General features: G+C 33.8%; 11 protein-coding genes. 10 read left to right on the forward strand and 1 reads right to left on the reverse strand.

What is annotated here, in order from left to right; translation table 11 throughout:
• Positions 1 to 150: 150 nt before the first annotated feature.
• Entirely contained in the window at positions 151 to 744 is a 594-nt protein-coding gene (locus QZQ55_RS09165) for an HAD family phosphatase (RefSeq protein WP_295092644.1), read from the reverse strand.
• 70 nt (positions 745 to 814) lie between these two features.
• Here QZQ55_RS09165 and recG point away from each other — a divergent pair, with 70 nt between their 5' ends.
• The 10 genes from recG to QZQ55_RS09215 all read left to right on the forward strand — a co-directional run bounded on the left by recG (position 815) and on the right by QZQ55_RS09215 (position 11318).
• The gene (recG, locus tag QZQ55_RS09170) at positions 815 to 2815 is read left to right on the forward strand and encodes an ATP-dependent DNA helicase RecG (protein ID WP_295092647.1); all 2001 of its coding nucleotides are present in this window, start codon (positions 815 to 817) and stop codon (positions 2813 to 2815) included.
• 33 nt (positions 2816 to 2848) lie between these two features.
• A complete protein-coding gene (plsX, locus tag QZQ55_RS09175; protein WP_295092650.1) occupies positions 2849 to 3823 on the forward strand; it encodes a phosphate acyltransferase PlsX in 975 nt (324 codons plus the stop codon).
• Positions 3823 to 4515 (forward strand): ribonuclease III, encoded by a 693-nt coding sequence (gene rnc, locus QZQ55_RS09180; RefSeq protein WP_295092653.1) that lies wholly within the window; start codon positions 3823 to 3825, stop codon positions 4513 to 4515. The genes plsX and rnc overlap by 1 nt, the downstream gene beginning before the upstream one ends.
• Positions 4516 to 4617: 102 nt before the next feature.
• Positions 4618 to 6081, forward strand: a complete 1464-nt coding sequence (locus tag QZQ55_RS09185) for a nicotinate phosphoribosyltransferase (protein WP_295092656.1) — start codon at positions 4618 to 4620, stop codon at positions 6079 to 6081.
• Complete coding sequence (locus QZQ55_RS09190; protein WP_295092659.1) at positions 6078 to 6902, forward strand: prephenate dehydrogenase; 825 nt, start codon at positions 6078 to 6080, stop codon at positions 6900 to 6902. The genes QZQ55_RS09185 and QZQ55_RS09190 overlap by 4 nt, the downstream gene beginning before the upstream one ends.
• Before the next feature lie 143 nt (positions 6903 to 7045).
• The gene (locus QZQ55_RS09195; RefSeq protein ID WP_279079558.1) at positions 7046 to 7579 is read left to right on the forward strand and encodes a helix-turn-helix domain-containing protein; all 534 of its coding nucleotides are present in this window, start codon (positions 7046 to 7048) and stop codon (positions 7577 to 7579) included.
• A gap of 13 nt (positions 7580 to 7592) precedes the next feature.
• On the forward strand, positions 7593 to 8636 hold the full coding sequence (gene potA, locus QZQ55_RS09200) for a spermidine/putrescine ABC transporter ATP-binding protein (RefSeq protein ID WP_295092662.1): 1044 nt from the start codon (positions 7593 to 7595) through the stop codon (positions 8634 to 8636).
• Complete coding sequence (locus QZQ55_RS09205) at positions 8636 to 9505, forward strand: ABC transporter permease (protein ID WP_022425433.1); 870 nt, start codon at positions 8636 to 8638, stop codon at positions 9503 to 9505. Before potA ends, QZQ55_RS09205 begins: the two co-directional genes overlap by 1 nt.
• Positions 9480 to 10268 carry an ABC transporter permease gene (locus QZQ55_RS09210; protein ID WP_295092666.1) on the forward strand — a complete coding sequence of 263 codons (789 nt, stop codon included), beginning with the start codon at positions 9480 to 9482 and terminating at the stop codon, positions 10266 to 10268. Before QZQ55_RS09205 ends, QZQ55_RS09210 begins: the two co-directional genes overlap by 26 nt.
• Before the next feature lie 3 nt (positions 10269 to 10271).
• Complete coding sequence (locus QZQ55_RS09215; protein ID WP_295092669.1) at positions 10272 to 11318, forward strand: ABC transporter substrate-binding protein; 1047 nt, start codon at positions 10272 to 10274, stop codon at positions 11316 to 11318.
• Positions 11319 to 11563 lie beyond the last annotated feature (245 nt).

Here is an 11563-nt window from a genome sequence, read left to right on the forward strand (position 1 = left end):
CACCAGTCAGCGTATTAAAGGCAATCTTTGAAAATCCAAGTATTTCTAAAGCTGTAACTGATTTCAATAATGATTGGTATTCAGTATACGGAGAAGACAAAGGTCTTTGTGATATGTAATGAAAAGAAACGAGCACACGCTCGTTTCTTTTCATATAATATGATGTTTTTTTAATTCTTCTTCTAGTTTTGAATTGTCAGGCAAATGAATACCATCCATGCCGACGTTCTTACATGCATTAATATTATTGAGAGAATCATCAATAAATAGACATTCATCTGCTTTTAACTGATAACGTTCTAATAATAATTCATAGATTCTTAAATCAGGCTTGATTAACTTTTCTTTGGCACTAATAATAGCTCCATCAAATAGAGTAAACCAATCCTGTTTCTTTAAGAAACGATTATATGCATCTAGGTGGAAATTAAAAATAATATAGAGAGAATAACCTTTCTCCTTTAATAGAGAGAGTAACTTGATATTATTTTCAATAGGAAGAAGTAATTCAATCCATTTTTCCATGATTTCTTCTATATCCAATGCAAGTTCAGGATATTCGTTGATTAATTTTTTTGTAAACTCTTCTCTTGTGATGGTTCCTTCGTCTAGTTTGATCCATAGAGGATTCTGGAAGATGATTTCAAATAATTCATTATAATGCCTATAGTTCTTCTTTTTCAGCCAAATTAAAGGCTGATAGTTTAAGAGAACACGCCCTAAATCAAATACAATATTTTTCATATTTTTCTCCTTTTTACTATTATATGATATACTTAATGAAATGTATATGTTAATCAAAGGTGGTGATATTATGGACGAATTAAAGAAAGTAACAACAAGTCAAAATAGAATAGATTTATTACATGCTTCCTCTATTGATACGTTAGAAGATCTTATTTATCATTATCCTTATAAATATGATGAAGTGAGTGAAATATGGCCTCCAGTAGAAGATAAATGCTGTGTAGAGGGAGTTATCATAAGTAGTCCTAAAGTATTTTATAAAGGACGTTTTTCACGTATGACATTCAATGCGTCTATTAAAGGCAATGACTATACAGTCACAATCTTTAATAGACATTTCCTTCGTCCTCATTTAACACTTAATCGTATTGTTACTTTACAAGGTAAGGTAGAAGGGAATCGTTTCACTGCCTCTAATATATTATTAAAGAATCTAGATCAATTATCAGGTATTACACCTGTCTATTCATTAAAGGATGGTCTCACAAGTCATGCCTTTTCTCAATATGTTAAAAAAGTACTAGGAATGAATATTCCTATAGAAGATGGGCTTCCTATAGAAATAAGAGAAACAGTCAATCTCATGAGCAAGAAAGAAGCACTCTATGCAGTTCATTTTCCAATGAATCATGAACAGCTTCAAAAGGGAATTAAAACACTTAAATATGAGGAATTCCTGAATTTTGAACTGGCCCTTTCTTATCGTAGAATGCAAAGAGAGCAGGAAGTAGGATATGCAAAGGACTTTTCTTTAGATGAAGTCAATGCTTTTATTCATACACTTCCCTTTAAATTAACTAAAGATCAAAAACAGAGTGCAAAAGAAATATTGTTAGATCTTCATAATCCAACAATCATGTATCGTTTCTTACAGGGAGATGTAGGAAGCGGTAAAACAATTGTGGCAGCTATAGGGTTATATGCGAACTATTTAAGTGGTTATCAGGGGGCTTTAATGGCACCTACTGAAGTACTCGCAACGCAACACTATAGTAAGCTTAAAAAGACATTTGAAGCATATGATATGAATATTGCGTTACTGACAGGATCGCTTACTTTAAAAGAAAAGAAAGAAATCTATGAAGGGCTAGAGAATGGTGTTATTGATTTGGCGATTGGTACACATGCTTTGTTTCAAGAGAGTGTTCATTATAAGAATCTAGGATTTGTCGTAACAGATGAACAGCATCGTTTTGGGGTGAAACAAAGAAAAGCCTTAAAACAAAAAGGTGAAGGTGTTGACTTCCTTGTCATGAGTGCTACACCTATACCGAGAACCCTTGCGATGAGCTTATATGGAGATATGGATGTTTCAAGTATAAAAACAAGACCTGAGGGTAGAAAGCCTATCTTAACACAATATTTTGAAGGTAGTTCCATGAAACCTTTCTTAAAACAATTAAAGAGTTATTTATCACAAGGTGGACAATGTTATGTCATCTGTCCTTTGATTGAATACAATGAAGATCTTCTATTAAAAAGTGCTTTGACTATTTATGAAGCGATGTCTTCTTATTTTAAAGGACATTATCAAGTAGGACTTCTTCATGGCTCTTTGAAGGATGAAGAAAAAAATGCAGTGATGCAGGATTTTAAAGATAATAAAATACAGATTCTAGTCTCTACTACAGTTGTAGAAGTAGGGGTCGATGTACCTAATGCCAATATGATGGTTATTTATAATGCAGAAAGATTTGGTTTATCTTCTATCCACCAGCTACGTGGCCGTATCGGAAGAGGAGATCAGCAAGGCTATTGTTTTCTATTATCTGAGGCACAGGACGAAGCAGCAAAAGAGAGACTGCATTATCTAGAAGAACATGATGACGGATTTGAAATTTCACAGTATGATTTAAAAACAAGAGGCCCAGGAGAATTATTAGGTGATAAACAGAGTGGTCTTCCAGCCTTTATGATGGGTGATATATTTAAAGATATGAATATTCTAGAAGAGACAAGAAGATATGCAATTAAGATGATTCATGATTATTATAAGTATGGAGAGTATGAAAACTATATTGAGATGATCAAGAAAAAGATAAAAAAAGGGAATGAATATATTGATTAGTTATGATATTATGTAACTAACGAGGTGATTTTTATGAAATTAGCAATCGATGCGATGAGCGGAGATTTAGGTAGTGCACCTGTTGTGGAAGCCTGCAGGAAGTTTGCAGAAAAGCATCCAGATGTTGAATTATATGTGACAGGTAAAAAAGAAGAATTAACAGCTTTAGAATCTACTAATTCTATTCATATTGTAGATGCACGTGATGTTGTATTAATGACGGATAGTGTATTAGGTGTAAGAAGAAAAAAAGAATCTTCAATGGTGAAGGCTTTAATGATGGCCCGCAAGGATGAAGTAGATGGTGTTGTATCATGTGGATCTACAGGTGCTTTTTATACTGCTTCAATGTTGTTTGTAAAGCGTATTGAAGGAGTAGAAAAATCATGCTTAATGGCGATTGTTCCTACATATAGTGGCAATAGTACTTGCTTGATGGACGTTGGTGCCAATGCGACAAATACAGCAGAACAGCTACAAGAATTTGCAGTAATGGGTTCATTATATAGCAAACTTGTATTAAATAAGGAAAATCCAAAGGTTGCTTTACTTAATATTGGTGCAGAAGACCATAAGGGTGATGAAATGCATCAGGAAGCCTATAAACTATTAAAAGACTGCGATAAGATCAATTTTACAGGTAATGTAGAAGGTAGAGATTTATTATCAGGTGATATTGATGTTATTGTGACAGATGGATTTAGTGGTAATATCGCATTAAAAGCATCAGAAGGCGCAGCTATTCTTCTTATGAAGGCGCTTAAAGAATCTTTATTTGCGACATTAAGAGGTAAGATTGGTGCCTTATTTGCGAAAACGCAATTATATGCCTTAAAGGATCGCTTTGATTATAAATCAGTTGGTGGTGCTTTATTTATGGGCTTTGAAAAAGCGATTGTGAAAGCACATGGCAGTTCAGATGCCAAAGCGGTTTTTAATGCAATGGAACTTGTATATAGAATGGTAGACTTAGATGTTGTAGGTCGTATGAAAGAAGGACTTAAATAATGAAAATATTAGATTTCTTACAGAAAGAAAACATTCCTTTTAAGCGTATTAGTCTTTATAAGGAAGCATTTACTCATTCATCTTATGCAAATGAATCAAACGCTCATATTCCTGATTATGAAAGACTAGAATTTATGGGAGATGCTGTTTTACAGCTATTTGTATCAGAATTCATTTTCGCATTACATCCAGAATATAAAGAAGGACAGTTAACACAGCTTCGTTCTAAACTTGTAAGAGAAGAATCATTGGCACGTTTTTCTGAAGAACTTCATTTAGGTGAACTTCTTTATTTAGGTGTAGGTGAAGAAAAGAGCGGCGGACGTCATCGTGAAAGTGTTCTTGCAAATATTTATGAATCATTTATTGGTGCACTTTATTTAGATTGTGGTAAAGAACAGGTGCTTCGTATTCTTGAAAAGACAATCTTCAAACATGTTAATGAAGTGAATGAATTTGATGATATCACTGACTATAAGACTAAATTACAGGAACTAGTGCAGTCGGATGACCGTAAAACAGTCAGTTATCATGTTAAGAGTTCAACTGGACCAGCCAATGCTCCTGAATTTGTCATCGAAGTTATTCTAGATGATATGATTTTAGGTACTGGCAAGGGAACAAGTAAAAAGCGTGCAGAACAGCATGCGGCAAAAGATGCATTAATGAAAATGGCAAAGAAGGCTTCATAGTCTTCTTTTTCTTATGTGTAAGTTTTGTAAAAAAAGACAAATCACTTTACTTTTTGTATAATGATAGTATGATAAAAAACAAACAAGTAAGGAGATTATAATATGGGTAATACAACAGTAAGTGATGCAAGAAATATAACTCTTGTCATGGACTTTTATGAATTAACAATGTCATATGATTATTTTAAACAGGGAAAAAAGGATGAAGTAGCTTACTTCGATATGTTCTATCGAAAGAATCCTGATCAGGGTGGTTATGTCATCATGGCTGGATTACAGCAGTTGATTGAAGCAGTCAAGAATATGCATTTCTCAAAGGGTGATATTGATTATTTACGTACACTGAATATGTTTGATGAAGAATTCTTATCTTATTTAGCAGATTTCAAATTTGATGGTACAATCTGGGCTGTCCCTGAAGGAACACCTGTATTCCCTTATGAACCATTAGTAACTGTTAAAGGAAAATTAATTGAAGCACAGTTATTAGAAACATTTCTTTTAGTGACAATTAACCATCAGTCATTGATTGCGACTAAAACACATAGAGTTGTACAGGAAGCAAAAGGCCGTCCTGTTATGGAATTTGGTGCAAGAAGAGCGCAGGGTTATGATGGTGCAACATATGGCGCAAGAGCAGCTTATATTGGTGGAGCAGCAGGAACTGCAACGGTATCAGCTGGTCAGGCTTTTGGTATTCCAGTACTTGGTACAATGGCACATTCTTTTGTTCAGTCTTTTGACACTGAATATGAAGCATTTAAAGCGTATGCTGAAATTTATCCAGATTCATGTATTCTTTTAGTAGATACATACGATACATTAAAGAGCGGTATTCCAAATGCGATTAGAGTTGCAGAAGAAGTATTACAGCCAATGGATAAGACATTAGCAGGTATTCGTATTGATTCAGGAGATATTGCTTATTTAACTAAGAAAGCACGAATGATGCTTGATGTTGCTGGATTGACTGATACAAAGATTTCTATTTCTAACTCTTTGGATGAATATTTAATCCGTTCTGTACTTGAACAGGGTGCACGTATTGATTCATTTGGTGTAGGGGAAAATATGATTACATCTAAGTCTTTTCCAGTATTTGGTGGTGTTTATAAGATGGCGGCTATGGAAAAAGATGGCCACATTATTCCAAAAATCAAGATTTCTGAAAATAAAGAAAAAATCACAAACCCAGGCTATAAGAAGGTTTATCGTTTAATAGAAAATGAAACAAATAAAGCCATTGCTGATATTGTAATGTTTGCGGATGAAACAATTGATCCAGAAAAGAATCTCACTATTTACTCTCAGTATGATAAATGGAAGAATAAGACATTAATAGGTGGTACATATACATTCTTTGAATTACAGAAACCTATCTTTGTGGATGGTGAATGTGTGTATGAAGAAAAAACACTTGAAGAAATCAGAGAAAATGTTAAAAAACAGGGTGCATTATTATGGGATGAAATATTCCGTTTAGAGTACCCACATGCTTATTATGTAGACCTTTCTGAAAAACTCATTAATTATAAATTAAAGATGCTTGAGGAAAAACGTGGATGAAAATAACAGTAGTAGGATTAGGCGTTATTGGTGGAAGCTTTGTTAAGGCACTTAAAGGACAGGGCTATGAAGTTTATGGTATCGATACAAACCAGCAGACTTTAGATATGGCTAAAGAAGAGGGCTGTATTATTGAAGGTTATCTAGATGGGAAAGATATTATCCCTGAAACAGATCTAACAATCATCTGCCTTTACCCAAGTCTTGTTTTAGATTTTATAAAAAACAATCAATTCAAACCAGGAAGTATTGTCACAGATGCTGTAGGAATTAAATCTTATTTCTTAAGAGAAGCACTTTCTATCATTCCAGAAGATGTAGAATATATTTCTATTCATCCAATGGCAGGTAGAGAAAAGAAGGGCTATCAATATGCTTCTAAACAGGTATTTGAAAATGCAAACTTCATTATCGTTTATCATGATGAAAATAAGAAATCTACTATAGATTTTGTTCAGGAATTCTCTAAACAGTTAGGTTTCCGTTCAGTTAAGATCATGTCTCCTGAAGCACATGATGAAATTATCTCATTTACTTCTCAATTACCTCATTGTCTGGCTGTATCACTTATGAATAGCGATGATCAGAAATATGAGACAGGAAAGTATATTGGCGACTCATTTAGAGATCTAACACGTATTGCGAATATTAATGAAGACCTATGGGATGAATTATTTATGAATAATAAGCAGTATCTTCTTGCTTCTATTGAACGTTTTGAAGAACAGCTAAACCTTCTTAAAAATGCGATTCGTGATAATGATGATGAGACTTTAAAGGCTGCATTTAGAAAATCTACAAAAAGAAGAGAACATTTGTAAGAATGTTCTTTTTTTTACTTCAGAAGTTTAATATATAAAACAAAAAGTTTAAAAAAGAGGTTGAAAGATATCTTTATAAGTGTATAATATTGTTGTTTGATTAAGTGAACAAAAAGTTAATTATATAAAACAGGGAGGATTAGATGGATCTCGGAAGGAAAATTAAGCAGCTGCGCCTTGCGAATGACTTAACGCTTGAAGAATTAGCAAACCGTAGTGAATTATCAAAAGGTTTCCTCTCCCAGGTTGAAAGAAATCTAACATCACCATCTGTCGCAACACTTGATGATATTCTTGAAGCATTAGGCACTAATCTTCATGATTTCTTTGATCAGCAGGAGGATGAACAGCTTGTCTTTGGCGAGAAGGATTTTTTTGTGAATGAACAGGATGATTACATCATTCACTATATTGTACCAAATGCTCAGAAAAATGAGATGGAACCTATTCTTATTGAACTAGAAAAGGGTAAACGTTCAATGAAGATGGAACCTCACGGTGGAGAAGAGTTTGGTTATGTATTAGAAGGTAAAGTAGTTCTTCATTATGGGATGCGAGAAGAAATTGTTAAAAAGGGTGAAACATTTTATTTGAAGGGCACACGTGCACATTATTTAGAAAATCAGTGGGAAAGAAAGGCGAGAGTGATCTGGATTTCTACACCACCATTATTTTAATGAGGAGAGTTTTATGAAGAAAATTATTGAATTAGATAATCTGACTAAATCGTTTGATGGCCAGGTCATCCTAAAAGGAATTCACCTAGACATCTATGAAAATGAATTCGTAACACTTCTAGGTCCAAGTGGATGCGGAAAAACAACTACACTAAGAATCATGGCAGGATTTGAAGAACCTGAATCAGGTACTGTATTATTCGATGGTATGAACATGGAAGGTGTACCACCTTATAAGAGAGAATTAAATACTGTCTTCCAGAAGTATGCTTTATTCCCACATATGGATGTTTATGATAATGTAGCTTTTGGTTTACATATTAAGAAGATGCCTGATGAAATCATTGATCATAAAGTAAGAAGAATGCTGGAACTTGTAGGTTTAAAGGGCTTTGAAGAAAGAAATATTTCTCAGTTATCTGGTGGTCAGCAGCAGCGTGTTGCGATTGCAAGAGCTCTTGTTAATGAACCAAAAGTACTTCTTCTTGATGAACCATTAGGTGCACTTGACTTAAAACTAAGAAAAACAATGCAGATTGAATTAAAGAAGATTCAGCAGCAGGTAGGTATTACTTTCGTTTATGTTACTCATGATCAGGAAGAAGCACTTACTATGTCTGATAAGATTGTTGTTATGAATGAAGGCATGATTCAACAGATTGGATCACCTACAGATATCTATAATGAACCAGAAAATAGATTTGTTGCAAACTTCATTGGTGAATCTAATATTGTAGAAGGTCATTTCATCAAGGATTATCTTGTTGAATGGCATGGCCAGCAGTTTGAATGTGTAGATAAGGGATTTGAAGAAGGTCAGGAAGTAGATATTGTATTACGTCCTGAAGACTTAGATATTGTAGAACCAGGTAGAGGTAAAATTGCAGGTGAAGTCGTATCTGTTATCTTTAAAGGGGTACACTATGAAATCATGGTACGTACAGAAAATCAGGACTATAAGATTCATACAACAGATTTAACAGAAGTAGGAAAGAAAGTAGATTTAGATTTCTGGCCTGAAGATATTCATGTCATGGAACCAATGGGTACTTATTAATGAAACAGTATAAAAAGCTCATTACACCTTATGTCCTATTTCTATTCCTGTTAACTGTATTGCCGATGGTGTTGATTGTATTCTATGCTTTTACGCAAAAGGCATCTGCAATCAAGACATTTGAATTTACATTCGCTAACTTTGCGAAGTTCTTTGATCCAATCTTTGTCCAGGTATTAATTAAATCATTTGGGCTGGGATTACTTACTACATTAATCTGTTTGTTAATTGGTTATCCAGTGGCTTTTATGATTTCTAAGTGTAAACAGCATACTCAGACTATTCTTATTATGCTTATTACTATTCCAACATGGATCAACCTTTTAATGCGTACTTATGCATGGGTTTCTATTTTATCTAGAAACGGTATTTTAAATAACATCCTAGGAATGCTAGGCTTAGGCTCATTTAGAATGTTATATACTGATGGGGCAGTCGCAATTGGAATGATTTATAACTTCCTCCCATTTATGATTCTGCCAATCCATACATCTTTAACTAACATGGATCCTTCACTTGTAGAAGCAGCTTATGACCTAGGTGCAAATAAAATTACTGCCTTCTTTAAAATTACTTTTAAACTATCACTTGGAGGCGTTTTAACTGGTATTACAATGGTATTCTTACCAGCTATCAGTGAATTCGTTATTCCGAAGATGTTAGGGGGAGGACAGTATTCATTGATTGGTAACTTCATTGAAAACCAGTTCATCACTGTTGGTAACTGGCATTTCGGTAGTGCTGTATCACTCATCTTAGGTGTAATTGTTATTATTTCTATGGCACTCATCTATCGTGCTGAGAAGAAGACAAATAATGAAATTGAACAGGGAGGACTTACTAATGCGAAAAGAAAAAAAGCTCAGTAAAGTGATCATTATTTCACTTTGTATGGTCTTCCTCTATTTCCCGATATTTATTATGGCAGTTTTCTCATTTAATAGTGCCAAGTCTTTGTCACATTTTGGTGGTTTTTCAGGACGCTGGTATGTACAGTTATTTAATAACACACAGTTATTAAATGCCATCTTTGTATCAGTAAGTATAGCAGTCATTGCGACTATCTGTTCAGTCGTTTTAGGAACTATCACTGCTATTGCATTATCTAAATCTAAAAAGACTGTAAGAACACTTGTACAGCAGGTGAACAATCTGCCAATCATGAACCCTGAAATCGTTACAGCTATTTCTTTGATGTTATTATTTAGCTTTGTGAACTTTGAAAAGGGTTATATGACAATGCTACTTGCGCATATTGCATTCTGTACACCATATGTTATTACGAATGTTTATCCTAAAGTAAAGCAGTTAGATGATAATCTAGCAGATGCGGCAATGGATTTAGGGGCAACACCTTTTCAGACATTGACAAAGGTGATTATTCCTCAAATCAAGCCTGGTATCTTTGCAGGAGCACTTTTATCATTTACTATGAGTTTTGATGATTTCATCATTTCATACTTTGTATCTGGTAATGGTGTAGAAAATATTTCTATCGTCGTATATAACATGTCTAAACGTGTTGATCCAAGTATCTATGCGTTATCTACAGTAATTCTAGTCGTTATTTTATTAGGGGTATTATTAAGCACTTTTGTACCATATATTTATTTAAAGAAGAGAGAGGGTTAAAAAATGAAAAAGCTATTTAAAGGAATACTATGCGTTGCAGTTATTTGCGGCCTAATGACTGGGTGTGGGTCAAAAAACTATAAACACACATTAAAAGTATTCAACTGGGGTGTATACGCTGATATGGATGTTATTAAGGCATTCCAGGATGAATATGATTGTAAGGTTATTTATGAAACATTTGATTCAAACGAATCAATGTATACTAAATTATTAGGTGGTAACCAGTATGATGTATTAGTACCATCAGATTATATGATTGAACGTATGATCAAGGAAAATCTTTTACAGAAGATTGACTGGTCTAAGATTACAAATAAGAAATCATTAGATACTAAAGTATTAAACCAGCAGTTCGATCCTAACAACGAATACTGGGTACCTTATTTCTGTGGTAACGTAGGTATCGTTTATAACAAAACACAGGTTAAAAAAGAAGATTTAAAAGCAGGATGGGAAATTTTACGTAATACTAAGTACAAGGGTAACCTTTATATGTATGACTCTGAAAGAGACTCTATGATGGTTGCTTTAAAGGCTTTAGGATACTCTATGAATACAACTAATGAAAATGAAATCCAGGCTGCTTTCAATTGGTTGGTAGAACAGAGAAATACTATGGATCCTACATATGCAACAGATGATTCTATCGATAACATGAAGAATGGTGAAAAAGCACTTTGTGTTATGTATTCAGGTGATGCTGCAGATGTAATGAAAGAAAATCCTGATATGGGCTTCTATATGCCAGAAGAAGGTACTAACTATTGGTTTGATGGATTTGTTATCTCTAAGGATTGTAAGAATACAGATATGGCTAATAAATTCATTAACTATATGATTTCTGATAAGAACGCATTCTTAAATACACAGGAAGTAGGTTATTTAACTACTAATACTGTAGCAGCTGCAAAAGCTAGAAAGAAAGAATTTAAGAATAACAACGCTTATAGCATGCGTGTTGGACCAAAGGATGAATGTTTTAACTACCAGGATACTAAGACTAAAGAAATGTTTAGTAGTTACTGGACAAAAGTAAAAGCAAAATAACAACGATTATGGTGATTCTAAAAATTAGAATCACCATTTTTCTTTCTTTGTAAGCATTCTCTTAGGAGTTCTAAGAAAAAATCATAATTTTTTTGCTCAAAAAAACCTTGTGTTTATCAAGATAAATGTAAACACTTAGAAAAAAGTTCTAAAAACCCCTTGCATTATCTTTAAATACATAGTATAGTATACAAGCAATCTCGATTGCGACGGTTCCATAGCCAAGTTGGTAAGGCAGAAGACTG

Origin of the sequence: uncultured Catenibacterium sp. (assembly GCF_900540665.1) — a bacterium.
Taxonomy (GTDB): Bacteria; Bacillota_I; Bacilli_A; order Erysipelotrichales; family Coprobacillaceae; genus Catenibacterium.

Coding starts and splice junctions, on each gene's coding strand:
- QZQ55_RS09215 (WP_295092669.1), top strand. CDS start 10,272: ATGAAAAAGCTATTTAAAGGAATACTATGCGTTGCAGTTATTTGCGGC.
- QZQ55_RS09190 (WP_295092659.1), top strand. CDS start 6,078: ATGAAAATAACAGTAGTAGGATTAGGCGTTATTGGTGGAAGCTTTGTT.
- potA (WP_295092662.1), top strand. CDS start 7,593: ATGAAGAAAATTATTGAATTAGATAATCTGACTAAATCGTTTGATGGC.
- QZQ55_RS09165 (WP_295092644.1), bottom strand. CDS start 744: ATGAAAAATATTGTATTTGATTTAGGGCGTGTTCTCTTAAACTATCAG.
- recG (WP_295092647.1), top strand. CDS start 815: ATGGACGAATTAAAGAAAGTAACAACAAGTCAAAATAGAATAGATTTA.
- QZQ55_RS09205 (WP_022425433.1), top strand. CDS start 8,636: ATGAAACAGTATAAAAAGCTCATTACACCTTATGTCCTATTTCTATTC.
- plsX (WP_295092650.1), top strand. CDS start 2,849: ATGAAATTAGCAATCGATGCGATGAGCGGAGATTTAGGTAGTGCACCT.
- QZQ55_RS09185 (WP_295092656.1), top strand. CDS start 4,618: ATGGGTAATACAACAGTAAGTGATGCAAGAAATATAACTCTTGTCATG.
- rnc (WP_295092653.1), top strand. CDS start 3,823: ATGAAAATATTAGATTTCTTACAGAAAGAAAACATTCCTTTTAAGCGT.
- QZQ55_RS09210 (WP_295092666.1), top strand. CDS start 9,480: ATGCGAAAAGAAAAAAAGCTCAGTAAAGTGATCATTATTTCACTTTGT.
- QZQ55_RS09195 (WP_279079558.1), top strand. CDS start 7,046: ATGGATCTCGGAAGGAAAATTAAGCAGCTGCGCCTTGCGAATGACTTA.